General features: G+C 65.5%; 25 protein-coding genes. 20 read left to right on the forward strand and 5 right to left on the reverse strand.

Translation table 11 applies throughout. The features are described from left to right. The first annotated feature begins 27 nt into the window (after positions 1 to 27). On the forward strand, positions 28 to 1098 hold the full coding sequence (locus tag AC5RUU_RS02885) for a YihY/virulence factor BrkB family protein (RefSeq protein WP_493974011.1): 1071 nt from the start codon (positions 28 to 30) through the stop codon (positions 1096 to 1098). Here AC5RUU_RS02885 and AC5RUU_RS02890 read toward each other — a convergent pair. From AC5RUU_RS02890 to sdhC, 5 genes are all read right to left on the reverse strand, one after another. Next, positions 1055 to 1825 carry an alpha/beta hydrolase family protein gene (locus tag AC5RUU_RS02890; protein ID WP_493973714.1) on the reverse strand — a complete coding sequence of 257 codons (771 nt, stop codon included), beginning with the start codon at positions 1823 to 1825 and terminating at the stop codon, positions 1055 to 1057. The genes AC5RUU_RS02885 and AC5RUU_RS02890 overlap by 44 nt on opposite strands. 114 nt (positions 1826 to 1939) lie before the next feature. Further along, positions 1940 to 2722: a succinate dehydrogenase iron-sulfur subunit gene (locus tag AC5RUU_RS02895; RefSeq protein WP_133351107.1), complete on the reverse strand. Its 783-nt coding sequence runs from the start codon at positions 2720 to 2722 to the stop codon at positions 1940 to 1942. 1 nt (position 2723) lies between these two features. Beyond that, positions 2724 to 4523 (reverse strand): succinate dehydrogenase flavoprotein subunit, encoded by a 1800-nt coding sequence (gene sdhA / locus AC5RUU_RS02900; protein ID WP_493973715.1) that lies wholly within the window; start codon positions 4521 to 4523, stop codon positions 2724 to 2726. 108 nt (positions 4524 to 4631) lie between these two features. Further along, positions 4632 to 5093, reverse strand: coding sequence for a succinate dehydrogenase hydrophobic membrane anchor subunit (locus AC5RUU_RS02905; RefSeq protein WP_493973716.1), 462 nt, complete (start codon positions 5091 to 5093; stop codon positions 4632 to 4634). Between the two features lie 3 nt (positions 5094 to 5096). Next, positions 5097 to 5477 (reverse strand): succinate dehydrogenase, cytochrome b556 subunit, encoded by a 381-nt coding sequence (gene sdhC / locus AC5RUU_RS02910; RefSeq protein ID WP_015936418.1) that lies wholly within the window; start codon positions 5475 to 5477, stop codon positions 5097 to 5099. A gap of 281 nt (positions 5478 to 5758) precedes the next feature. Here sdhC and AC5RUU_RS02915 point away from each other — a divergent pair, with 281 nt between their 5' ends. From AC5RUU_RS02915 to AC5RUU_RS03005, 19 genes are all read left to right on the forward strand, one after another. After that, a complete protein-coding gene (locus AC5RUU_RS02915; RefSeq protein ID WP_493973717.1) occupies positions 5759 to 6892 on the forward strand; it encodes a mannose-1-phosphate guanylyltransferase in 1134 nt (377 codons plus the stop codon). 98 nt (positions 6893 to 6990) lie between these two features. Beyond that, positions 6991 to 8190 carry an amidohydrolase gene (locus tag AC5RUU_RS02920; RefSeq protein ID WP_493973718.1) on the forward strand — a complete coding sequence of 400 codons (1200 nt, stop codon included), beginning with the start codon at positions 6991 to 6993 and terminating at the stop codon, positions 8188 to 8190. Positions 8191 to 8322: 132 nt separating this feature from the next. Continuing rightward, complete coding sequence (locus tag AC5RUU_RS02925; RefSeq protein ID WP_493973719.1) at positions 8323 to 8757, forward strand: MarR family winged helix-turn-helix transcriptional regulator; 435 nt, start codon at positions 8323 to 8325, stop codon at positions 8755 to 8757. A 56-nt stretch (positions 8758 to 8813) separates the two neighbouring features. Next, entirely contained in the window at positions 8814 to 9245 is a 432-nt protein-coding gene (locus AC5RUU_RS02930; protein ID WP_493973720.1) for an organic hydroperoxide resistance protein, read from the forward strand. Then, entirely contained in the window at positions 9242 to 10258 is a 1017-nt protein-coding gene (locus AC5RUU_RS02935) for an NADP-dependent oxidoreductase (protein ID WP_493973721.1), read from the forward strand. The genes AC5RUU_RS02930 and AC5RUU_RS02935 overlap by 4 nt, the downstream gene beginning before the upstream one ends. Before the next feature lie 257 nt (positions 10259 to 10515). Beyond that, complete coding sequence (locus AC5RUU_RS02940) at positions 10516 to 11622, forward strand: BMP family lipoprotein (RefSeq protein ID WP_493973722.1); 1107 nt, start codon at positions 10516 to 10518, stop codon at positions 11620 to 11622. Positions 11623 to 11798: 176 nt separating this feature from the next. Continuing rightward, on the forward strand, positions 11799 to 13385 hold the full coding sequence (locus tag AC5RUU_RS02945) for an ABC transporter ATP-binding protein (protein ID WP_493973723.1): 1587 nt from the start codon (positions 11799 to 11801) through the stop codon (positions 13383 to 13385). After that, complete coding sequence (locus AC5RUU_RS02950; RefSeq protein WP_493973724.1) at positions 13378 to 14769, forward strand: ABC transporter permease; 1392 nt, start codon at positions 13378 to 13380, stop codon at positions 14767 to 14769. Before AC5RUU_RS02945 ends, AC5RUU_RS02950 begins: the two co-directional genes overlap by 8 nt. Continuing rightward, positions 14766 to 16085, forward strand: a complete 1320-nt coding sequence (locus AC5RUU_RS02955) for an ABC transporter permease (RefSeq protein ID WP_493973725.1) — start codon at positions 14766 to 14768, stop codon at positions 16083 to 16085. The genes AC5RUU_RS02950 and AC5RUU_RS02955 overlap by 4 nt, the downstream gene beginning before the upstream one ends. Then, positions 16082 to 16498 (forward strand): cytidine deaminase, encoded by a 417-nt coding sequence (locus AC5RUU_RS02960; protein WP_493973726.1) that lies wholly within the window; start codon positions 16082 to 16084, stop codon positions 16496 to 16498. Before AC5RUU_RS02955 ends, AC5RUU_RS02960 begins: the two co-directional genes overlap by 4 nt. Then, positions 16495 to 17826, forward strand: a complete 1332-nt coding sequence (locus AC5RUU_RS02965) for a thymidine phosphorylase (protein WP_493973727.1) — start codon at positions 16495 to 16497, stop codon at positions 17824 to 17826. The genes AC5RUU_RS02960 and AC5RUU_RS02965 overlap by 4 nt, the downstream gene beginning before the upstream one ends. 6 nt (positions 17827 to 17832) lie before the next feature. After that, positions 17833 to 18462: a DedA family protein gene (locus AC5RUU_RS02970; RefSeq protein WP_493973728.1), complete on the forward strand. Its 630-nt coding sequence runs from the start codon at positions 17833 to 17835 to the stop codon at positions 18460 to 18462. A 180-nt stretch (positions 18463 to 18642) separates the two neighbouring features. After that, positions 18643 to 19362 (forward strand): DedA family protein, encoded by a 720-nt coding sequence (locus AC5RUU_RS02975; protein ID WP_493973729.1) that lies wholly within the window; start codon positions 18643 to 18645, stop codon positions 19360 to 19362. 39 nt (positions 19363 to 19401) lie between these two features. Further along, the gene (locus AC5RUU_RS02980; protein ID WP_493973730.1) at positions 19402 to 20544 is read left to right on the forward strand and encodes an adenosine deaminase; all 1143 of its coding nucleotides are present in this window, start codon (positions 19402 to 19404) and stop codon (positions 20542 to 20544) included. A gap of 58 nt (positions 20545 to 20602) precedes the next feature. Further along, complete coding sequence (locus tag AC5RUU_RS02985) at positions 20603 to 21169, forward strand: MazG nucleotide pyrophosphohydrolase domain-containing protein (RefSeq protein ID WP_493974012.1); 567 nt, start codon at positions 20603 to 20605, stop codon at positions 21167 to 21169. A gap of 135 nt (positions 21170 to 21304) precedes the next feature. After that, a complete protein-coding gene (eno, locus tag AC5RUU_RS02990) occupies positions 21305 to 22585 on the forward strand; it encodes a phosphopyruvate hydratase (RefSeq protein ID WP_493973731.1) in 1281 nt (426 codons plus the stop codon). Positions 22586 to 22739: 154 nt separating this feature from the next. Then, positions 22740 to 23402, forward strand: coding sequence for an FtsB family cell division protein (locus tag AC5RUU_RS02995; RefSeq protein ID WP_493973732.1), 663 nt, complete (start codon positions 22740 to 22742; stop codon positions 23400 to 23402). A gap of 28 nt (positions 23403 to 23430) precedes the next feature. Next, on the forward strand, positions 23431 to 24102 hold the full coding sequence (locus AC5RUU_RS03000) for a DUF501 domain-containing protein (protein WP_493973733.1): 672 nt from the start codon (positions 23431 to 23433) through the stop codon (positions 24100 to 24102). Further along, entirely contained in the window at positions 24099 to 25046 is a 948-nt protein-coding gene (locus AC5RUU_RS03005; protein WP_493973734.1) for a Ppx/GppA phosphatase family protein, read from the forward strand. Before AC5RUU_RS03000 ends, AC5RUU_RS03005 begins: the two co-directional genes overlap by 4 nt. Positions 25047 to 25049 lie beyond the last annotated feature (3 nt).

Raw genomic sequence — 25049 nt, forward strand, 5'->3', positions numbered from 1 at the left:
CTGCAGCTCGCCGTCATCCAGAAACGGATCGATTGGGGCAAGGCGCGCAGGTCCGGCGGAAGCCCGTTCCCAGCCCTGATGGCCATGGTGCAGTGGCTTCTGGCCCGTCTCAACGCCTTCCGGCCCATGCGGTCCTTCCGGCACTACAGCCTCCAGCGCGGCCCGTTGATGAGCGCCGGCATCGGCTTTAACATGTTTTTCTCAATCACCGGCCTTCTCACCACCGGCTTTTCCATCGCCGGCCTGGTGCTGCGGGGGCAGCCGGCCCTCCTGGACACGATCATCAGCAGTGTGGCTTCGAGCGCGCCCGGGCTACTGAAGCTGAACGGCGGTGCGGGGCTGGTTGATCCGCAGGACCTGCTGAATCCGGAGGGACTGGGCTGGACAGCGCTGATCGGCTCCCTGGTCACTGTGGTCACCTCGCTGCGGTGGATGTCCGGGATCCGGGAGGGGCTTCGCGGCGTGCTGGGACTGCCGCCGTTGCTGGTCAACCCCATCCTCCTTAAGCTGCGGGACGCGGGAACGCTGTTGCTCCTGGGTGTGGCTCTGGTGATCAGCGCCGGGGCTTCCCTGGTGTTCGGGACCGCCGCCGGGTGGGTCTCGGATTTCCTGCGGCTCGACGACGCGCTGGCCGGGCCTCTGGCCACGTCCGTCAAAATCTCCGTTCCCCTGGTTCTGAGCTGGGTGACAGCTTTCATCATGTACAGGTTCGCCGCCAGCCTGAAGCTGTCGCGCCGGGCGCTGCTGGAAGGTACCGCCCTGGCGGCACTGGGCACTGGAGCGCTCCAGATTTTTAGCACCGAACTGCTGGCCGGAGCCAGCCGCAATCCCATCCTGGCACCGTTTGCCATCATCATCGGCCTGCTGATCTGGTTCAACCTGGTAAGCCAGGTCTACCTCATCTCAGCGGGCTGGGCGGCCGTTCGGGAAGCGGACCTGGGGAGCGTTGGCACAGGACATGACAAGGGCACTTGGGGTGCACGCCAGGTTCAACCCGGGAAAGTGCCGGTCCAGCCCGGGAAGGCTCCGCTGTACTCGGGTGACGGTAAAGCCGCTACTGCCCGGCGTCGAGGTACTGGTCGGCCCACGCAGCGATAATCCGGCCGGCCCGTGCCGCCTGGCCCTTGCCTGTCAGCAGGTGGTCGCTGCCCTCAAGGGAAACAAAGTTCCGGGGGTGGCGGGCCGTCTGGAAGATGGTGCTGGCGTTCTCGATTCCGACGGTGTTGTCCGTGGGGGAGTGGAGCACCATCAGCGGCTTGTGCAGCTGCCGGATGCAGTCGGTCAGGTCGGCGTTCTCCAGGTCCTCCACGAAATGCTTGCGGATCTCCACCCGCTTACCGCCAAGGTCGACTTCCGCGCTGCCCTCGTTCAGGATCTTGTCCAGCGCAGCGTCGAACACATGGGCCACATGCTTGGGCGAGAAAGGGGCACCCACGGTGGCGACGGCGTCGAGCTCGGGGATATCCCTGGCGGCGGCAAGCACGGCCGCGCCCCCGAAGGAGTGCCCTACCAGCAGCGAAATCGCCTTTCCTTGGCTCCGCATGAACTCCGCCGCCTTGACCGTGTCCGCCACTTTGTGGCTGAAGGAACCCGCGGACCATTCCCCGGCCGATCCGCCAAGTCCCAGGTTGTCAAAGCGCAGCATGCCCACCCCGCTGTCCGCCAGCGCCTTGCACATCCGTGATGCGGACGGCGCGTCCTTGCCCAGGGTGAAGCCGTGGGAGAAGACGCCCCAGCCCTTGACAGGGCCATCGGGCACATCAATGATGCCGGACAGAGTTTCCCCCGTGGAACCGGCGAACGAGACCTTTTCGGATCGGGACACGGCGTCCCCTTTCTTGTGGTGCGGACGGCCTTCCAGCCATGACGACGACGGCGCCGCCCACCGTACGTTTCCCGTACAAGGTGAGCGACGCCGTCGTCCGCTTGATCCTTTGGGTCAGATCTTGCGGGAAAGGATGGCCTGCTTGACCTCGGCGATAGCCTGGGTCACCTGGATGCCGCGGGGGCATGCCTCGGAGCAGTTGAAGGTGGTGCGGCAGCGCCACACGCCTTCCTTGTCGTTGAGGATTTCCAGGCGCATATCGCCGGCATCATCACGTGAATCGAAGATGAAGCGGTGCGCGTTCACGATGGCAGCCGGCCCGAAGTACTGTCCGTCGGTCCAGAACACCGGGCAGGAGGACGTGCACGCGGCGCACAGGATGCACTTGGTGGTGTCGTCGAAACGCTCGCGGTCCTCCGCGGACTGCAAACGTTCCCGGGTGGGCTCATGACCCTTGTTGATGAGGAACGGCATGACCTCGCGGTAGGACTGGAAGAACGGCTCCATGTCCACAATGAGGTCCTTTTCCACCGGCAGGCCCTTGATGGGTTCCACCGTGATGGGCTTGGACGTGTCCAGGTCCTTCAGAAGGGTCTTGCAGGCGAGCCGGTTGCGGCCGTTGATGCGCATGGCGTCGGATCCGCATACCCCGTGGGCGCAGGAGCGGCGGAAGGACAGGCTGCCGTCCATCTCCCACTTGACCTTGTGCAGGGCGTCCAGCACACGGTCCGTGCCGTACATGGTCAGGTGGAAGTCGTCCCAGGTGGCCTCCTCTGAGACCTCCGGGTTGTACCGGCGGACGCGCATGTGCACATCGAACGTGGGGATTTCGCCGCCACCGCCGACGCCGGCAGGCAGTTCAATCTTTGAGGCTGGCTCAGCGATTTCAGCGGTCATCTTAGTACTTCCTCACCATCGGCTCGTAGCGGGTAAAGACAACCGGCTTGGTGGCCAGGCGGATGCCGGCAATTGACTCTGCCGATCCGTCAGCCGGGGCGTGGTCGTCCTTGTACGCCATGGAGTGCTTCATGAATTTCTCGTCGTCGCGGTCCGGGAAGTCCTCGCGGAAGTGTCCGCCGCGGGATTCCTCGCGGTGCAGGGCTGCCACGGTCATGACCTTTGCCAGCTCCAGCAGGAAGCCGAGCTCAACGGCTTCCAGCAGGTCCAGGTTGAATCGTTTGCCCTTGTCCTGGACGTTGATGCGCTTGTACCGCTCCTCGAACGATGCGATATCGCGCAGGACCTGGTTCAGGGTCTCGGCCGTACGGAACACCTGCATGTTCGCGTCCATGGTGTCCTGCAGTTCCTTGCGGATCTGCGCCACCTTTTCGTCGCCGGTGCCGTTGCGGGCAATGTCCAGCAGTTCGGTGGTGTATGCTACCGGGTTTTCCGGAAGTTCCACGAACTGGGCCGTCTTGGCATATTCGGCAGCAGCGATGCCGGCGCGCTTGCCGAACACGTTGATGTCCAGCAGCGAGTTGGTGCCCAGCCGGTTTGAGCCGTGCACGGATACGCAGGCTACCTCACCCGCAGCGAAGAGGCCGGGGACAACCGTGTCGTTGTCCTGCAGGACCTCGGTTTCGATGTTCGTGGGGATGCCGCCCATAGCGTAGTGGGCCGTGGGGAACACGGGAACCGGCTCGGTGTAGGGCTCAACGCCCAGGTACGTGCGGGCGAACTCGGTGATGTCCGGAAGCTTGGCATCGATGTGCGCCGGCTCCAGGTGGGTCAGGTCGAGGAGCACGTAGTCCTTGTTCGGACCGCAGCCGCGGCCTTCACGGACTTCGTTGGCCATGGACCGGGCCACGATGTCACGGGGGGCCAGATCCTTGATGGTGGGGGCGTAGCGCTCCATGAAGCGCTCACCCTCCGAGTTACGCAGGATGGCACCTTCACCGCGGGCTGCCTCGGAGAGGAGGATGCCCAGGCCGGCCAGGCCGGTCGGGTGGAACTGGAAGAACTCCATGTCCTCCAGCGGAATGCCGCGGCGGAAGGCGATGCCCATGCCGTCACCGGTGAGGGTGTGGGCGTTCGAGGTGGTTTTGAAGACCTTGCCGGCGCCGCCGGAGGCGAACACCACGGACTTGGCCTGGAAGACATGCAGTTCACCGGAGGCGAGGTCGTAGGAGACCACGCCCGCCACGCGCTTCTGCTTGTACGGCGTACCGTCCTCACGGACAGCGTCCTCTTCGACCGTCAGCAGGTCCAGGACGTAGTACTCGTTGTAGAACTCGACGTTGTGCTTGACGCAGTTCTGGTAGAGGGTCTGCAGGATCATGTGGCCGGTGCGGTCCGCGGCATAGCATGCGCGGCGGACCGGCGCCTTGCCGTGGTCGCGGGTATGGCCGCCGAAGCGGCGCTGGTCGATCCGACCTTCGGGCGTGCGGTTGAACGGCAGGCCCATCTTTTCCAGGTCAAGCACGGCGTCGATGGCTTCCTTGGCCATGACCTCGGCGGCGTCCTGGTCAACCAGGTAGTCGCCGCCCTTAACGGTGTCGAACGTGTGCCATTCCCAGTTGTCTTCCTCGACGTTGGCGAGGGCTGCACACATGCCACCCTGTGCCGCACCAGTGTGCGAGCGGGTGGGGTAGAGCTTGGTCAGTACTGCTGTGCGCGCACGCTGACCGGATTCGATCGCGGCGCGCATGCCAGCGCCACCGGCACCGACGATGACGACGTCGTACTTATGGACCTGCATACCGGATGCTCTTTCTCTCAAAATTCGCTATAGAACAACGGGGCGGCTGTGCCTGCTCCGCAAAACAGGGCCCGCGGAAAAGCCCGCGGGCCCGGGGTAGTCCTGGGGCTAGGCAGGGCAGAAGCCACCGGGCAGGGGAACGCCGTCCACCACAGGGCACGGGTCAAAAGTGAAGATGACCAGGGTGCCCAGGACGATGATGACCACGGTGGCGGAGTAGAGGACGGTCTTCAGCCAGCGGCGGGTGGAGTCTTTTTCCGCATAGTCGTTAATGATGGTGCGCACGCCGTTGGTCCCATGCAGCATGGCCAGCCACAGCATGGTGAGATCCCAGAACTGCCAGAAGGGATCGGCCCACTTGCCGGCAACGAAGCCGAAGTCGATGGCATGGATGCCTTCGCCCACCAGGAGGTTCACGAAAAGGTGGCCGAAAATAAGGACCACAAGGACCACGCCGGAGAGGCGCATGAACAGCCAGGCGATCATTTCGAAGTTGCCGCGGGTGCCGCCACTGCGGCGGTACTGGGGGGCGATCCGCCCGCTGCGAGGGCTCTCGATGGTTGCAGACATGGCTTAGTGGCCTCCGAGGGCGAGGGACAGGTGGCGGATGGAGAAGGCGACCATGGTGACGACCCAGAGGCCCAGGACTGCCCAGAGCATCTGCCGCTGGTACTTGGCGCCCTTCTTCCAGAAATCGACCGCGATAATCCGCAGGCCGTTGAAGGCGTGGAAGACGATGGCGGCAACGAGGCCGGTCTCGCCCAGGGCCATCAGGGGATTCTTGTACGCACCGATCACGGCGGTGTATGCCTCGGGTGACACACGCACCAAGGAGGTGTCCAAAACGTGGACCAACAAGAAGAAAAAGATCACTACACCGGTAATACGGTGTCCTACCCAGGACCACATGCCTTCACGGCCGCGGTACAAGGTGCCAGCTGGTTTTGTCGGCACTGATAAACCTCCCTGCAACACAGCGGCGCTGGCATGAGATCCACGCGGGGGGAACGCCTGCTGCGAGAGCACTCGTAGCTCAGGCCTAAATCTAGGCTCAGCTAACAGCTTATTCAATTTAGGAACGCCTTGGTGCCCTGTAGTGGCGCGGATTATGGAAATTTGTGAGACAAAGACCACATCGTCCTGGCGCCTCATGGCCACACTGTGTCAGGGCTTCGTCGTCAGGGCACCGTCCCGCGCCAAGGGCCTCCGCTGCCGTTCGGCTAAAGTAGGCGGTGATGAGTACAGACAAAGTGATAACCCCGGCATCGCCCCTTGAGCGCTTCATTGCGGTGATCCCGGCTGGCGGAGTGGGGACCCGCCTTTGGCCCCTGTCACGCGCCGCAGCTCCCAAGTTCCTTCACGATCTCACGGGTTCGGGCAGCACGCTGCTGCGCGCCACGTATGACCGGCTGCATCCCCTTGCCGGGAGCCGGATGCTGGTAGTTACCGGCAAGGCCCACCGTGATGCCGTTTGCCGGCAGCTTCCGGAGGTCAAGGACTCGGACCTGGTCCTGGAATCCGAGCCCAAGGACTCCGCCGCGGCCATCGGTCTGGCCGCCGCCATCCTGCACGAGCGCGACCCGGGAACCATCATGGGTTCCTTCGCCGCCGACCAGGTGATCAGCCCGGACCACCTCTTCCAGCAGGCCGTCCGCGAAGCCATCCACACTGCTGCGGCCGGCAAGATCGTGACCATCGGCATCAAGCCCACCCACCCGTCCACCGGTTTCGGGTACATCCGCTCGGGCCAGGACCTTCGCATCGAAGGTGCGCCCAGCGCCCAGGACGTGGTGGAGTTCGTTGAAAAGCCCGACGAAGTGGTTGCGCAGCAGTACGTGGACAGCGGCAACTACGTGTGGAACGCCGGCATGTTCGTGGCGCCGGTGGCCCTGCTGCTCAAGCACCTTGAAGCCAACCAGCCCGAACTGTTCCAGGGCCTGCAGGAGATTGCGCGCGCCTGGGACACGCCCAGCCGGGACGAAGTCACGGCACGCGTGTGGCCCACCCTGCCGAAAATCGCGATTGATTACGCGGTTGCCGAGCCCGCAGCCGAAGCCGGGGACGTCGCCGTCGTGCCTGGAACCTTCCGTTGGGACGACGTCGGTGACTTCGCTTCCGTGGGCCGGCTCAACTCGGCCAAGGAAGTGGACGATGTCACCGTCCTGGGTGAAGGCGCCCGCGTCTTCACCGAGAACTCCAGTGGCGTGGTGGTGACGGACACCAAGCGGGTCATTGCCCTGATCGGCATCGAGGACGTTGTCATCGTGGACACCCCGGACGCGCTGCTGGTCACCACCATGGCGAACTCGCAGCGGGTCAAGGCAGCAGTTGACGCCCTCAAGGCCAGTGGCGACACGGACGTCCTTTAACCCAATATTCGCCTGCAGTTCCTTGCTGTCACGGCCGCCTGATGTAACGCGGCGACCGTGATGGCCTGTATTGCACCCATTCTCGCTAGAGTGATGCAGTGCGCAATTACACTACTGAAGCCGAGCCCACCGTCCTGGTGTCGCCGTGGCTCGAGCCGCTCCTCCCGGAACTGATCGAATTCCGTAGGGACCTGCATGCGCACCCGGAACTGTCCTTCAAGGAATTCCGCACGACGGACAAACTGGCCGAGCGCCTTGAGGAAGCAGGCCTGACCCCGCGCCGCCTTGAGGGGACCGGGCTCACCGTGGACGTCGGCGAAGGGCCCATTGCCACTGCCTTGCGCGGTGACATCGACGCCCTGCCCATCATCGAGGAAACGGGCCTGCCGTTCGCGTCGAAGAACCACGGCGTCACGCACGCGTGCGGCCATGACGTGCACACCACCACCATGCTTGGCATCGCCCTGGTGCTGCACCGCATGCACCAGGAAGCGCCTCTCGGCGCAACCGTCCGCATTATCTTCCAGCCCGCCGAGGAGACGATGCCCGGCGGCGCCCACTCGTGCATCGAGCAGGGCGTCCTGGAAGGTGTGCCCCGCATCCTGGCGCTGCATTGCGATCCGCGCATTGAGGTAGGCAAGATCGGCACGCGCATCGGGGCCATCACCTCCGCGTCGGACACTATCCGGATCGAACTCTCCGGCCGTGGCGGGCACACCTCGCGGCCACACCTGACCGAGGACCTGGTGTTCGCGCTGGCCCAGATTGCCGTCAACGTGCCCGCGGTCCTGTCACGCCGCGTGGATGTCCGCAGTGGGGTGTCGGTGGTCTGGGGCCAGATCTCGGCGGGTTCCGCGCCTAACGCGATTCCTGGCATCGGCTACATGGCGGGCACCATGCGCTGCCTGGACCGTGAGGCCTGGCATGCCGCCGGTGAACTCCTGGACGAGGTGGTCCACGAGGTGGCGGGGCCCTACGGCGTGGAGGTCAAGCTGGAGCACACCAGGGGAGTGCCGCCAGTGGTGAACTCCGAACACGAAACGGCCATTATCGAGGCCTCCGCCCGCGCAGAGATCGGCGAGAATGCCGTGGTGCTCACGCCGCAGTCCATGGGCGGCGAGGATTTCGCCTGGTTCCTGGCCGAGCTGCCCGGCGCAATGATGCGCCTGGGCACAAAGACTCCGGGCGGCGAGGAATACGACCTCCACCGCGGCGACTACATCCTGGACGAGCGGGCGCTGGGCCATGGCATACGGGTCCTGACGGCAGCGGCCCTGCGCACCATCCGCGACCTTTAGGCGCCTGACGGGAAGGGCCCGAGCGCGGCACCTGCTGAAGTGCCGCGCGTCGGGCCTTCTTCTTGCCTTCCGCCCCGTTGCAACCAGCCACTTGAGTTGTGCACAATTTAATTGCTTGCTACTCTTCTAGGCATGAGTGAAACCCCCCGCCTGCACCGCCAGGTCTGTTTCGCGCTGTACTCGGCCTCCCGCGCCGCCACCGCTGTGTACAGGCCCGTTCTTGAAGACCTGGACCTGACCTACCCGCAGTACCTGGTAATGCTGGTGCTCTGGGAAAGTGAGCCGCGGGGCGTGAAGGAGCTGGGGGAGGAGCTCGGGCTGGACTCCGGTACCCTGTCGCCACTGCTGAAGCGCCTTGAAGCGCTGGGCTTTGTTGAACGCCGCCGGTCGGGCGAGGATGAGCGCCGGGTGGCCATCCACCTCACCCCTGCGGGACGAAGCCTCAGGGCAAAGGCCTCAGTGATCCCCCAACGGCTCGCGGACGCCGCGGGACTCCCGGCCGCGGAGCTCGACCAATTGCGCGAAACCCTCGGCAAGCTCACTGCCGCCCTCCATGGTGCGCTCTGACCGGCCCACGCCGCATCGACCACAACAGAACCCGATCCCAATAGAACGGATTATCCATGAAGCCCCTTTACACGGCAGAAGCCCTGGCCTCCGGCGAAGGCCGCGACGGTACCGCACGGACCAGCGACGGCAGGCTGGACGTTTCCCTCGCCAGTCCGGTGGAACTCGGCGGCAACGGCGCCGGGACCAACCCGGAGCAGCTGTTCGCCGCCGGGTACGCCGCCTGCTTCCATTCGGCGCTCCGCCTGGTGGCGCGCAAGGAACGCGCCGACCTGACCGACTCCGCGGTGGCCGCCAAGGTGCATCTCGGCCAGCTCGACGGCGGGGCAGCGTTCGGACTCGCCGCCGAACTTGAGATCGCGCTGCCGGCCCTGGACCTGGCCACCGCGGAGGCCCTGGTCGCCAAAGCGCACCAGATCTGCCCCTACTCCAACGCCACCCGCGGCAACATCAACGTGGACATCAGGGTCCTGGAGTACTCGGCATGAGCGCCACCCTTCCCGTCGCCACCCGTGAAATCCGCCTCGCCTCCCGTCCGGTGGGCCGGCCTGCCGGGGAGAACTTCCAGCTGGCCGAATCGCCGCTGCCTGAACTGGGCAATGGACAGATCATGGTCCGGAACCTCTATATTTCCGTTGACCCCTACATGCGCGGGCGCATGAATGACGTGAAGTCCTATTCCGCACCCTTCGCCGTGGGCGCAGCGCTCGACGGCGGTGCCGTGGGTGAGGTGATCGCATCCCGTTCCGCATCACACCAGGAGGGGGACGTCGTCGTGCACTCGCTCGGCTGGCGTGAACATGCCGTGCTGGACGCCGAAGCCGTAAAGCCGGCCCGCGCGGACCTGGCGCCGCCGTCAGCGTTCCTGGGAGCCCTTGGCATGACCGGCCTGACCGCCTACGCCGGGCTGCTCAAGGTCGCCCGGTTCGCCCCGGGCGACGCCGTATTTGTTTCCGGTGCGGCCGGGGCCGTCGGCTCGCTGGTGGGCCAGATTGCCAAGGCGATGGGCGCTTCGCGGGTCATCGGCTCCGCAGGATCACCCGCCAAAGTGGCCCGGCTGCTGGAGCTCGGGTTCGATGCGGCCTTCGACTACCACGACGGTCCCGTGCGGGAGCAGCTGGAAAAGGCGGCGGGCAGCGGCGGCATCGACGTCTACTTCGACAACGTGGGCGGCGAACACCTTGAGGCCGCCCTGTCAGTATTGAACGTTGGCGGACGGGTGGCCATGTGCGGAGCCATTGCGCAATACAACTCCACGCAGCCCACCCCGGCCCCACACAACCTGATGCTCGCTATCGGCAAGCAGCTCACCCTCCGGGGTTTCCTGGTGGGCGGACAGCAGCAGCACTCGGCGGAGTTCGCCGAAAAGATGGCAGGCTGGCTGGCGGACGGCACCGTGCGCTACGACGAAACGATCGTGGACGGGTTGGAGAACGCACCGCAGGCATTCATGGACCTGCTGGACGGTGCCAACACGGGCAAGATGCTGGTGCGGCTCTAGCTTCCCGCGCTGCCCGTGCAATAGGGGGTGCCGCATGGCAGCGGCACCCCCTACTGGTTGGTAACAACTTGTAAACAATCTCCGGAAAGACATCCTGCTGTGCTACTGGCACGTGGCGCAGGCCACTAAAGTAAGTGGCATCAGTGCGCTCCGGCGCAGTGCTGCGAGCCCTCAGTGACAACAGAATTTCAGTGCAGAAACGGACACTCATTGAATTCGAGCCGTAGCGCCACTCTTTTCATCCTGGAGGAATCTTGATGACATCACTGCGTGCACACCTCAAGCGCGGTTCGGTTGCAGGCCTGGCCACGGTGGGTGCCACAGCGCTCGTGCTGGCCGGTTGCGGTGCGCCCCCCGAAGCCGGCAGTGGCTCCACCGGCGGAGCCAGCGACTACACCGGCTGCATCGTCTCCGACTCCGGCGGATTCGACGACCAGTCCTTCAACCAGTCCTCCTACGAGGGCCTGAAGAAGGCAGAGGCTGACCTGGGCATCAAGGTCAACCAGGTCGAGTCCAAGACCAACAACGACTTCGAACCCAACCTCCGGGCAATGGTGACCGCGGGCTGTGACCTCACGCTGACCATCGGCTTCCTCCTGCGCGACGCCACCAAGACGATGGCGGAGGCCAACCCGGACAGCCACTTCGCGATCGTCGATGCCACCTATGAAACACCCATCGCGAACGTGAAGCCGATCATCTACGACACCGCCCAGGCGGCCTTCCTCGCCGGTTACCTCGCGGCAGGAACCACCAAGACCGGCACCGTGGCAACGTTTGGCGGCAGGAACATCCCCACGGTCACCATTTTCATGGACGGCTTCGCCGACGGCGTGAAGTACTACAACGAGCAGAAGGGCAAGGAGGTCAAACTCCTTGGCTGGGACAAGGATGCCCAGGACGGGACATTCACCGGCGACTTCGAGAAGCAGGACGTGGGCAAACAGGTCACCCAGAACTTCTTGGACCAGGGCGCCGACATCGTGATGCCGGTCGCCGGGCCGGTCGGCAAGGGAGCCGGTGCGGCGCTGAAGGATGCCAAAGCCGCGGGCAAGGACGTTAAGCTGATTTGGGTCGACTCTGACGGATACCTCACCGCCCCTGACTACAAGGACATCATGCTGTCCTCGGTGATGAAGACGATGGGTGAAGCTGTTGAAACAGTGGTCAAGGATGACAAGGAGGGGAAGTTCAGCAATGAACCCTATGTCGGCACCCTGGCCAATGACGGCGTCCAGCTGGCACCCTTCCACGACCTCGACTCCCAGGTTTCCGCCGAACTGAAGTCCGAGCTGGAGCAGATCGAGAAGGACATCATTGACGGCAAGCTGAAGGTTGAGTCCAAGGAAAGCCCCAAGGCCTGATCCTGCGCAAAGCGCCACCGCCCGGCCGGTCCAGCACCGGCTGTGCGGTGGCGCTTTTTGCTGGCCTGTAATTCCGGCCAGCCCCCGCTCCTCCCCGGGCCGCAGCCACTAGGCTGGTGCTGCAGCCATATATCCCGTCCAGTGGATCACTGGACGCTTCGAGATTGGTCAGAGTTTTGAAACTTGAACTCAGAGGAATCACCAAACGCTTTGGCACCCTGCTGGCGAACGACCACATCGACGTGGTGGTTGAATCCGGACAAATCCACTGCCTGCTCGGCGAAAACGGCGCCGGCAAATCCACGTTGATGAATGTGCTGTACGGGCTGTATGAGCCCTCCGAAGGCGAGATCCTGATCGACGACAAACCGGTGGCTTTCCGCGGCCCGGGTGACGCCATGGCTGCCGGCATCGGCATGGTGCACCAGCACTTTATGCTTGTGCCGGTCTTCACTGTCGCCGAAAACGTGGCCCTGGGCGCGGAACCCACCAAGGCCGCAGGCTTCCTCAACCTGGACGAAACCCGCCGCCGGATCAAGGAGATTTCAGACCAGTACGGCTTCGACGTCGATCCCGATGCCTTGGTGGAAGACCTCCCCGTTGGTGTCCAGCAGCGCGTGGAGATCATCAAGGCCCTGGTCCGCAACGCCAACGTCCTGATCCTTGACGAACCCACGGCTGTGCTGACACCCCAGGAGACCGACGAACTTCTTGACATCATGCGCCAGCTCAAGGCCGGCGGCACCTCGATCGTCTTCATCTCGCACAAACTCCGGGAGGTGAAGGAAGTTTCGGACACCATCACGGTCATCCGCCGCGGAAAGGTGGTGGGTTCCGCCGAACCCACCGCCCCCACTACGGAACTGGCGTCCATGATGGTGGGCCGGGCAGTGAGCCTGAACCTGGACAAGGAACCCGCCAAACCCCAGGAGAAAACCTTTGAGGTCCGCGACCTCACGGTCATCGCCCCCAGCGGCCAGCATGTGGTTGACGGACTCAGCTTCCACATCGCCCGGGGCGAAATCCTGGCCATCGCCGGGGTCCAAGGCAACGGCCAGACCGAACTGACGGAAGCAATTTTGGGGCTGCAGGAGCGCGTGTCCGGCTCCGTGACCCTGGACGGCCAGGAACTCCTGGGCCGCACCGTCAAGGAAGTCCTCAGGGCCGGCGTCGGATTCGTTCCGGAAGACCGCAAGGTGGACGGCCTGGTGGGCACCTTCTCCGTGGCCGAAAACCTGGTCCTGGACCTATACGACAAGCCTCCCTTCGCCAAGGGCATCAGCATGAGCCCGGCGAAGATCCTCGAAAACGCGCAGGCACGCATCGGCGAGTTCGACGTCCGCACTCCTTCCGCTGCTGCGGCCGCCGGGACGCTGTCCGGCGGCAACCAGCAGAAGGTGGTGATGGCGCGTGAACTCTCCCGGCCCCTGCGCCTGTTCATCGCCTCCCAGCCCACGCGCGGCGTGGATGTGGGCTCCATCGAGTTCCTGCACCGCCGGATCGTGGCCGAGCGCGACCAGGGAACGCCCGTCATGATCATCTCCACCGAACTGGACGAGGTGATGGAGCTGGCGGACCGCATCGCGGTCCTCTATAAGGGCAGGCTGGTGGGCATCGTTCCGGCCGGCACCAGCCGCGACACCCTGGGCCTGATGATGGCCGGCATCCCCCCGGAGGAACACGCGCACACGTCCCAGGCCGGACCGGCCGCAGCCATACCCACAGCCGCCACCCCAGACGCCGAGGGAGACGACCATGTCTGACAAGCATCCCCCCAAGCACGTGGCCGGAGAAGGGCCCCGCGCCACGCCTTCCGGCAAGCCGCACCACCAGGCCAGCCCGGCCGAAGAGGAAACCGCCGCCGTCGTCTCCGTTGACACTGCCGGCGGTGCCATGGAGCCCTCCGCCGTCCCCGCCACCGCCCAAAGCGGGCAGCTTCCGGGCGGCCCGGACACCGTGCTCCGCAGGATCTTCACCGGCAGCGGCATGGTCTCCGTCCTTGCTGTGCTGCTGGCCCTCATCATCGGCGGTCTGCTGATCGCCAGCACGGACCAGCGGGTGGCCACCACCTCCACCTACTTCTTCGCCCGGCCAGCGGACTTCCTCGGCGCGGTCTGGGACGCCGCCACCCGCTCCTATATTGCGCTGTTCCAAGGCTCGGTGTTCAACCCCCGCGGGAACAGTGTGGCAGCCCAGTTCGCGCCCTTCATGGAAACGCTCACCATCGCCACGCCGCTCATCACGGCCGGCCTTGGCGTGGCACTGGCATTCCGGGCAGGGCTCTTCAACATCGGCGCCCAGGGCCAGATCATCGTGGCCGGCATCTTCGCGGCGTGGGTCGGTTTCGCGCTGCACCTGCCCTTTGGCCTGCACCTGCTCCTGGTCCTGGTGGCGGGCATCGCCGGCGGCGCCCTGTGGGGCGGACTGGTGGGCGTGCTCAAGGCCCGAACCGGTGCCCACGAGGTCATCCTCACCATCATGTTCAACTACATCGCACTGTATTTCCTGCGATATCTCCTGAACACGCCAGCGTTCCAGCGCCCGGGGGAGTCGAACCCGATCTCCCCGATCCTTGACCCCACCGCCGTCTACCCGCAGATCTTCGGCACCCAGTACCGGCTCCACCTTGGCTTCATCCTGGCCATCGGGGCCACTGTCCTGGTGTGGTGGCTGCTGAACCGTTCCACCGTCGGCTTCGAATTTCGGGCTGTCGGCGCCAATCCGAAGGCAGCCCAGACCGCCGGCATCAACGTCTCTCGCTCCACCATCCTGGTGATGGCCCTGGCAGGCGCGCTGGCCGGCATGTCCGGCGTTGCCCAGGTGGCCGGAACCGAGAAGGTGCTCACGGACGGCGTAGCCGCCACCTACGGGTTTGACGCCATCACCGTCGCGCTGCTGGGACGTTCGACGCCGTGGGGCACCTTTGCCGCCGGCCTGCTGTTCGGCGCCTTCCGCGCTGGAGCGGTCCAGATGCAGATCCAGACCGGCACCCCCATCGACATCGTCCTGGTGGTCCAATCCCTGATTGTCCTGTTCATCGCGGCACCGCCGCTGGTCCGCGCGGTCTTCGGCCTGAACCCGCGGCGGAAGAAGCCCGCCCGTCCGGCCAAGTCGCGGCAGGCAGCCACTACCGGAGGTGCAGCATGAGCACAACAGTTTCGTCCCCCCGTCCGGGTACCCCGCAACCTGCCGGAACTGACACCGGTGCCGCCGCCCTGTCAGCCAAGCCTGTCAGCTGGAAGACTCCCGTCCTGCTCGCCGCCTTCGGGCTGATAGCACTGGTCTTCTTCGGACTCCTGGCCCCCAACCAGACAGCAAGCTTCGGCATCTCCACCGGCGAGGACTTCTTCCAGCTGCCCGCCCTTGCGGTGAACGCATCCGCCGGGGGCACTGTGCTGTCCGTCCTGATGCTGGGTCTGGCCGCCTACGCGGTGTACCTCAAGACGAAGGACCGGCCCGCGCCAGGCTGGCTGCCGGTGACTTTCATCGTCCTGTTCGTTGCGGCGTTCCTCATCTGGGTTGTGGGCGGCGCCCGTACGCCGAGCATCTCACTCGCCGGACTGATCGCGGGCTCCGTCACCCTTGCCGTTCCCCTGGTGTTCGGCTCGCTGTCGGGTGTCCTCTGCGAACGGGTGGGCGTGGTCAACATCGCCATCGAAGGCCAGCTGCTTGGCGGCGCCTTCACGGCGGCGATCGTGGCCAGCATGACGCAGAACCCGTTCATCGGGCTCCTCGCCGCCGCCGTCGCCGGAGCGCTCGTGTCCATGGTGCTGGCACTGTTCAGCATCAGGTACCTTGTGAACCAGATCATCGTCGGGGTCGTCTTGAACGTGCTCGTCTCGGGCGTCACCGGCTTCCTGTTCAGCACCGTCATGCAGGAGGACAGCGCCCGGTTCAACTCCCCGCCCGGGCTGGATGCGATCGAGATTCCGGTCCTGTCCAGTATCCCCATCATCGGTCCCATCCTGTTCCGGCAGTCCCTGGTGGGTTACCTGATGTACATTGCCGTCCTGGTGGTCTGGGTGGGCCTGTTCAAAACCCGGTGGGGCCTCCGGGTGCGGGCAGTGGGCGAACACCCGCAGGCCGCCGACACCCTGGGCATCAACGTCAACGCCACCCGCTTCTGGAACGTCACACTGGGTGGCGCCGTCGCCGGGATCGGTGGCTCCTTCTTCACCCTGGTGGCCATCGACAGCTTCACCAAGGAGATCTCCGGCGGCCGCGGGTTCATCGCACTCGCCGCCCTGATCTTTGGCCGGTGGAACCCGATCGGCGCATTCTTCGCGGCACTCCTCTTCGGATTCGCGGACAACCTGCAGAGCATCGTCACTATCATCGGGACCCCCGTCCCCAGCCAGTTCATGGCCATGCTGCCGTACCTGGTGACCGTCCTCGCCGTCGCCGGACTCGTGGGCAGGTCCCGGGGACCAGCAGCCAGCGGCATACCGTACGTCAAGGGATGACCGCCGTGGACCAGACAACCGCGGTGGACTGGCAGGCCCTGGAGGCAGCCGCCGTCGCCGCCATGCGGAACGCCTACGCGCCCTACTCGAAATTTCCGGTGGGGGCCGCGGCCCTCACCGGCGACGGGAGGATCGTCAGCGGCTGCAACGTGGAAAACGCCAGCTACGGGCTCACCCTCTGTGCCGAGTGCGCATTGGTGGGCAACCTGCAGATGACAGGCGGCGGGCTGCTGCGCGCGTTCTACTGCGTGGACGGCGGCGGCAACATCCTGATGCCCTGCGGCCGTTGCCGGCAGCTTCTCTACGAATTCCGCGCCCCGGACATGGAACTCATGACCACCCGGGGTATCAAGACCATGGACCAGGTGCTGCCTGACGCCTTCGGTCCCGAACACCTGGAGGAGACACGGTGACAGAGACCCGCGCAGCGAACAACACCGCCGAAGCATTCGATGCAGTGGACATCATCCGCACCAAGCGGGACAAGGGCACACTGAGCCCCAAACAAATCGACTGGACCATTGATGCCTACACCCGGGGTGCCATCGCGGACGAACAGATGGCCGCGCTCAACATGGCAATCCTGCTGAACGGCATGAACCGTACGGAGATTGCCCGCTGGACCGCCGCGATGATCGCCTCCGGCGAGACGATGGACTTCTCCAGCCTCCGCCGGCCCGACGGTGGCCTGAAATACACCTCGGACAAGCATTCGACCGGCGGTGTCGGGGACAAGATCACCCTGCCGCTGGCTCCGCTGGTGGCAGTGTTCGGCGTCGCCGTGCCGCAGCTCTCCGGCCGCGGCCTGGGACACACCGGCGGGACCCTGGACAAGCTGGAGTCCATCCCCGGCTGGCGTGCATCCCTCCGCAACGAGGAAATGCTGGCCCAGCTGCAGGACGTGGGCGCCGTGATCTGCGCCGCCGGCGCCGGCCTGGCACCCGCCGACAAGAAGCTGTATGCCCTGCGGGACGTCACAGGAACCGTGGAAGCCATTCCGCTGATCGCCTCGTCCATCATGAGCAAGAAGATCGCCGAAGGAACCGGCTCCCTGGTGCTCGACGTCAAGGTGGGCAGCGGCGCCTTCATGAAGGACGAAGCCTCCGCACGGGAGCTTGCCGAGACCATGGTGGCCCTCGGAAAGGATGCCAGCGTCAACACGGTGGCCCTGCTGACCAACATGGACACCCCGCTGGGACTCACGGCCGGAAACGCCATTGAGGTGGAGGAATCCGTGGAAGTCCTGGCGGGCGGCGGCCCCGCCGACGTGGTGGAGCTGACGGTCAGGCTCGCCGAGGAAATGCTCACCGCTGCAGGCGTACCCGGCGCCGATCCTGCGGCCGCGCTGAAAGACGGCCGTGCCATGGACGTGTGGAACCGGATGATCGAGGCGCAGGGCGGCGATCCCCGCGCCAAGCTGCCGGTGGCACGTGAGTCCGAAACGGTCTACGCCCCTGCGGACGGGGTGCTTGTGGAACTCGACGCCCTGGCCGTGGGCATTGCCGCGTGGCGACTGGGTGCGGGACGCGCGCGCAAGGAAGATGCGGTGCAGGCAGGGGCAGGCGTCCGGATGCATGCCAAACCCGGCGCAATGGTGCGGGCCGGCGAACCGCTGATGACCCTGCTCACGGACACCCCGGAACGGTTTGCGCGCGCCAGGGAAGCCCTGGAACACGCTGTGGTCATCGCCCCCGAAGGATCAAGGCCGGCGCAGCGGCTGATCCTGGACCGCATAGCATAGGGGATCATGCAGGCCGTCAATGACTTCATCCTCGCCGCAGCCGGGCAGCCCTGGGTGCTTTTCCTGGTGCTGGCGTGCTGCATCATTGACGGCTTCTTTCCCCCCATTCCCAGCGAATCCGTGGTGGTGGGGTTGTCCGCCGTGGCTGCCACGGCGGACGTCCCCAACCCGTGGCTCCTGGTGTTGGTGGCTGCTTTGGGCGCCTTCTCCGGGGACAACATCGCCTACCTGATAGGGCGCCGGGTTGGCACCACCCGCTGGTCGTGGATGCGCCGTCCACGCATGCAAAGCGCCTTCCGCTGGGCCGGCGGGGAACTCCGGAAACGCCCCGCCTCGCTCATCCTCGTTGCCCGGTTCGTGCCCATCGGCCGGGTGGCCGTGAACCTGACAGCCGGGGCAACGCAGTACAACCACCTCCGTTTCATCGGCCTCACAACACTTTCGGCCGTCCTCTGGGCGGGGTACTCCGTGGGGATCGGGCTGTTTTTCGGCCAATGGTTCGAGGAGAACCACCTGCTGGGCGCCGTCATCGCCATCGTGTGCGCCGTGGCGCTCGGCATCGTGGTGGACGTGGTGATCAACCGCATCCGCCGGACGACTCCCGTCGTCGAACGGATGCGGGAACCCGAGGCCTGACGGGCACCGGAAATATCACCCGCAGGGACGACGCGCAGGGGCGGCTGGCGGGGATAGCGTGAAGGGTGTTCCCGGGGCCGGGGCGTAGCGAACGACGCCCCGGCCATGGGACACTTAGGAACGATTTCCGCTACGGCAGCGTCGCTATGGCTGCGTCATCATTGTCAGGAGCAAGACCGCGTGGAGTTTGTTAATGAGGCCGTGCTCCATGCAGCGGGCCAGTGGTGGATTTACCCCGTCCTGCTTGTTTTTTTCTTCGTGGACGGCTTTGCCATGGTGGTCCCGAGCGAAACCCTCATCGTGGCGCTGGCGGCCTTCGCCAGGCACAGCGGGGAACCCAACCTCTGGATCCTGGGAAGCACCGCACTGGTCGGGGCCATCGCCGGCGACAACATGGCCTTCATGCTGGGACGCCGGATCGGGCTTGACCGCTGGAAATGGATGCGCCGGCCCAAGGCGAAGAAGGCCTTCGGCTGGGCACGCTACGAACTGGACAAACGCGGGGCGGTATTGATCTTCACCGCCCGGTACATCCCCTGGGGCCGGGTAGCCGTTAACTACGTGGCCGGAAGCACCGGCTTCGCGCACCGCAGGTTTTTCCTGCTGGACGCCTTTGCCTGCATCACCTGGGTGGGCTACTCCATCGGCATCGGTCTGCTGGCCAGTTCCTTCCCCTGGCTGCACCACAACCCCCTGCTCAGTGCCGGCATCGCGGTCGTCTTCGCTATCCTCCTGGGAATTCTCATCGACCACGTGCTCCGCTGGTGGCACAAACACCTGGCCCGCAACGACGCCAAAGAAGTGGATGAATGGCTCGACGGCGGTCCCTCCGGCGCCCTTAACGGCCAGGCCGGCTCCACCCTGCTCGCCCCGTCCGCAGACGGACCGGCAGCAACCTAGCGGCTGGCTTTGCGCCCCTGCCCACCCTAAGGTGGGAACGTGACTGAGCCTATTGTTGACGCTGCCCCTGCCATCGATTTTGACCTGAAGAGCCTGCCCAAGGTTTCGCTTCACGACCACCTGGACGGAGGCCTCCGTCCGGCAACCATCATCGATCTGGCCAAGGGCGTCGGGCACACCCTTCCGTCCACCGATCCCGTGGCCCTGGGCCAGTGGTTCCGTGAATCCGCAGACTCCGGCTCGCTGGTCCGCTACCTTGAAACCTTCGACCACACGGTCGCGGTCATGCAGACGCACGAAGGCCTGTTCCGGGTCGCCAAGGAATTCGTCGAGGACCTGGCAGACGACGGCGTGGTGTACGGCGAAGTGCGGTGGGCCCCCGAACAGCACCTGCAGAAGGGCCTCACGCTCGACGAAGCCGTTGAAGCGGTGCAGGAAGGCCTTGAGGCCGGCGTGGAGGCGGTGGGGGAGAGCGGCCGCGAAATCCAGGTGGGCCAGCTGATCACGGCGATGCGCCATGCCGACCGTGGCCAGGAGATCGCCGAGCTCGCCGTCCGCCACCGCAACCGCGGTGCCGTCGGCTTCGACATCGCCGGCGCGGAAGACGGCTTCCTGCCGGCGCGCTTCAAGGACGCCTTCACCTACCTGGCGCAGCAGAACTTCCCCGCCACCGTCCACGCCGGCGAAGCCGCCGGGCTGGAAAGCATCCAGTCCGCGCTCGTGGACGGCCGCGCGCTGCGGCTGGGCCACGGCGTGCGGATCGCCGAGGACATCATGGTGGAATTCGACGACGGCTCCTCCGAAGGTGGAGAGGACACCATTGGCCTGGTCACCCTGGGCGACCTCTCGAGCTGGATCCGCGACCGCGGCATCGCCCTGGAAATCTGCCCCTCCTCGAACCTGCAGACCGGTGCAATTGCCGCGTTCGGCGACGGCATCGACAGCCACCCGCTGGACATGCTGTACCAGCTTGGCTTCAACGTCACCATCAACACGGACAACCGGCTGATGAGCGGCGTCACCCTCACGGACGAGTTCGAGCTCCTGGTGGAAACTTTCGACTACGACCTCGATGACCTGCTTGAGATCACCCTGAACGCCGCGGAGGCCTCCTTCCTGCCGCTGGAGGAGAAGGAAGCGCTGGTGGAGTACATCAACGACGCCTATGCAAACCTTGGCTGAAACTCCCGCTGAGCGGCTGGTGACCGTCATAGGCCAGCTGCGCGAGCACTGCCCCTGGATGGGTGCCCTGACGCACGCCTCACTGGTGGAATACCTCCTCGAGGAGGCCTACGAAGTGGCCGAAACCATCGAGACAGGCAATCCCGACGCCGAACTCCGGGGAGAGCTGGGTGACGTACTGCTGCAGGTGGTGCTGCACGCCCGGCTCGCCCAGGAGCGCGGTGCTTTCACGTTCGACGACGTCGCCCGCGGCCTGGCTGCCAAGATGGTCCGCCGGAACCCGCACGTTTTCCGGCCTGACGGCTCGTTGCAGGACACCTTTCCCGCAACGGTTGAGGAAATCGTGCAAAAGTGGGACGCCGTCAAACGGGCGGAACATCCTGCCCGTGCCAGCCATTTCGACGGCATTCCACACGCCCTTCCCGCACTTGCGCGTGCCCAGAAGTCTGTGGACCGTGCGGCCCGCGCACAAGCCCCTTTGCCCGCGGAAGCCCCCATCCCCGAAACGGAGGAGGAACTGGGGGAGCTGCTGCTCGCCGTCGTACGCTCGGCGCATGAGGCCGGCTTCGACGCCGAACGTGCACTGCGCGGTGCTGTCCGCCGCTACCAGCAGGGGAAATCCTGATACCAACACCATCATGACGTCCGGGGCCGGACAGGTTTCCGTAACCCGCACCACTCTCGACTACGCTAGTCCGTGACGAGTACGTCGAGTTTTCCGCTAGATTCCCCCCGTTAATCGCCCATAAGGAGCAAATTCATGGCGCTTATCGATGCCATCCACGCACGCGAGATCCTCGATTCCCGTGGCAACCCGACCGTAGAAGTTGAGGTCCTGCTTTCCGACGGCCAGATCGGCCGTGCAGCAGTACCCTCCGGCGCTTCCACCGGTGAGCACGAGGCTGTTGAGCTGCGTGACGGCGACAAGGGCCGTTACCTCGGCAAGGGCGTACAGAAGGCTGTCGACGCGATCCTCGACCAGATCGCTCCGGCCCTGACCGGCTTCGACGCCACCGACCAGCGCAGCATCGACCAGGCCATGCTGGACCTGGACGGCACCCCCAACAAGGGCAAGCTGGGCGCCAACGCCATCCTGGGTGTTTCCCTCGCCGTGGCCAACGCAGCTGCCGCCTCTGCCGACCTGCCCCTCTACAAGTACCTGGGCGGCCCGAATGCGCACGTCCTGCCCGTGCCGTTGATGAACATCCTGAACGGCGGCTCCCACGCGGACTCCGACGTCGACATCCAGGAATTCATGATCGCCCCCATCGGCGCCGAGACCTTCTCCGAGGGCCTGCGCTGGGGCGTGGAGGTTTACCACAACCTCAAGTCGGTGCTGAAGGAAAAGGGCCTGTCCACGGGCCTGGGCGACGAAGGCGGCTTCGCCCCGAACCTGCCCTCCAACCGTGCTGCGCTGGACCTGATCCAGGAAGCCATCAAGAACGCCGGCTACACCCCGGGCAAGGACATCGCACTGGCGCTGGACGTCGCATCCTCCGAGTTCTTCAAGGACGGTGCCTATCAGTTCGAGGGCAAGTCGCTGAGCTCCACCGAGATGAGCGCCTACTACACGGAACTCGTGTCCGACTACCCGCTGGTGTCCATCGAGGACCCGCTGGACGAGAACGACTGGGATGGCTGGAAGACCCTCACCGACGCCATCGGTGACAAGGTCCAGCTGGTGGGCGACGACCTGTTCGTCACCAACCCCTCCATACTGCAGCGCGGCATCGACACCCGGACCGCCAACTCGCTGCTGGTCAAGGTCAACCAGATCGGCTCCCTGACGGAGACGCTGGACGCCGTCAGCCTGGCCCAGCGCGCCGGCTACACCACCATCACCTCCCACCGCTCCGGCGAGACCGAGGACACCACCATCGCCGACATCTCGGTGGCAACCAACGCCGGCCAGATCAAGACCGGCGCACCGGCCCGCTCCGAACGCGTCGCGAAGTACAACCAGCTGCTGCGCATCGAAGAGGAGCTCGACGACGCCGCACGCTACGCAGGCCGCAGCGCGTTCCCGCGTTTCAAGGGCTAGTAGCCGCGTAAACCAATGACCGGTGGCTATGGTTGAAAGACCATAGCCACCGTTATTGTTTTTGCAGCACACGTCAGCCCGGTTGCTGTGCAGCGCCGTTTTGTTGTTCAGCACAGACAGTGGCGGCCGCAGGCAGGCCGCGTTCAGGAGTGTCATGGCTACCCGCCGTCCCCAAGTCCCCAAGGTCAGCCCCGCCCGTCCAGCCAGGGATTCCTCCGACGGTGCCGACGTCATCCAGGCGGACTTCGGTTCGGCCAAGGACAAACCAAGCCGGGAACGCCCAGCCACGGCCGCTGGCGATGACACAGCTGGCACCCGCGACACAGCTGGTCCCCGCGACACAGTACGTCCCCGCGACACAGCTGGCGCCCCGTCCGGCGGCAAGGGCGGCGCGGCCTCCGGCCCTTCCGCCGACGACCACCAGCAGCCTGTTCCGGCGAAGGCATTTTCCGGCCGGATGCTGGCACTGGCCGTGGTGATGGTCGCCATCACCATCATGTTGGCGCCCACCGTCAAGATCTTCTTCGACAAGAAGGCTGAAATCGAGGCGCTCAATGCCGACATCGCCGCGCGGGAGGCCGAAGGCGACCGGCTCCGCCAGCAGGTCTCCCGCTGGCAGGACCCCAACTACGTGAAACAGCAGGCCCGGGACCGCATTAACATGGTTATGCCGGGCGAAACCGGCTACTGGGTCTTTGGCAGCGACTTGCCTGCAGGAGACGCCAGCGGCCAGACCGGTGCAGCAGCACAAGACCCCGCCGATCTGCCGTGGGTGGATTCCCTGTGGGAGTCCATCGAGCGCGCGGCCACAGACTGAACCGCAAAAGGAAGGACGGCCCGCGAGAGTGGAACACAACACGGCAGCCGCCCGGGATGAATCCCGCCAACCATCAGCACACGACCTTGAAGTACTGAGCCGGCAGCTGGGACGGCCGGTCCGCGATGTGGTGGAAATCCCTGCCCGCTGCGTTTGCGGCAACCCGCTCGTGGCGGCAACGGCGCCGCGGCTAAGCAATGGCACCCCGTTCCCCACCACCTTCTACCTGACCCACCCCGTGATCACGTCCGCGGTCTCCAGGCTTGAAGCCGCAGGCGTCATGAACACCATGAACGAGCAGCTGGCCGACGACCCCGGCCTGGCCGCCGCCTACCGTGCCGCGCACGACGCGTACCTGGCAGCAAGGGACGCAATCGGCCGGCGGTCCGGCATCGGCGCAGTTCCCGAAATCGATGGAATCTCTGCCGGGGGCATGCCTACCCGCGTCAAATGCCTCCATGTCCTGGTGGGGCAGTCGCTCGCGGCCGGGCCGGGGGTAAATCCCCTCGGGGACGAGGCGCTGCTTCAGATCAGCGAGTGGTGGACCGTGGACAGATGCTACTGCGAGGGCGCCTGGGACACCACCGGGGACGCTCCCTCCAAGGACCTCAGCCGGCACGGGCCGCAGGGCCTGCCGGACATCGTTGGCCGCCCCGCCCCGGTGCGGAATTCCGCCACCCAGGCCGAGGCCGCCCAATGACGCGCGTCGCCGCCATCGACTGCGGCACCAATTCGATCCGCCTTCTGATCGCCGACATCAAGCGCAGCAACGGCACCACCAGCCTCACCGACGTGGTCCGTGAGATGCGCGTGGTCCGGCTGGGAGAGGGCGTGGACGCCACCGGCGAACTTGCCCCCGGCGCACTTGAACGCACGTTCGCTGCCACCGCCGATTACGCACAGCTGATCCGCCACCACGGGGCCGAGGCAGTCCGCTTCGTGGCAACCTCCGCCAGCCGGGATGCCCGCAACCGGGACGTCTTCGTGGACGGAATCCGCCACCTCCTGGGCGTGGAACCGGAAGTGATTTCCGGGGACGAGGAAGCCGCACTGTCCTTTGCCGGCGCCAGCAGCGTCCTGCCTATCCTGGACGGCCACGAGGTGCTGGTCGTGGATCTGGGCGGCGGCAGCACGGAGTTCGTCCTGGGCACCGCACAAGGCGTCACCGCGGCGAAGTCAGTAGACATCGGCTGCGTCCGGCTGACCGAACGGCACCTGCGGAACGATCCGCCCACCGCCGAACAGATAGCGGCGGCGGAAGCCGACGTGGACGCAGCCATCGCCCGTGCAGGACAGGACGTTCCGCTGGAACGCGCCACCGCCGTCGTCGGCGTTGCCGGCTCCATTACCACCATCACCGCCCACGCGCTCCGCTTGCCCGAATACACTCCGGACGTGATCCACGGCGCCGAGCTCCCCATTGATACCGTCCGCGCCGCCTCAACGGAACTCCTGGAGATGGTCAGGTCCGAACGCGCAGGGCTGCCGTACATGCACCCCGGCCGCGTGGATGTCATCGGCGCCGGGGGACTGGTATGGCGCCGGATCCTCGAACGCCTCCGCGAGCTTAGCGGTGGCCGGATCAGCACCGCGACAGCCAGCGAGCACGACATCCTCGACGGCATCGCGCTGAGCATCGGCTGAGCA

This window comes from Arthrobacter sp. K4-10C (assembly GCF_059090085.1).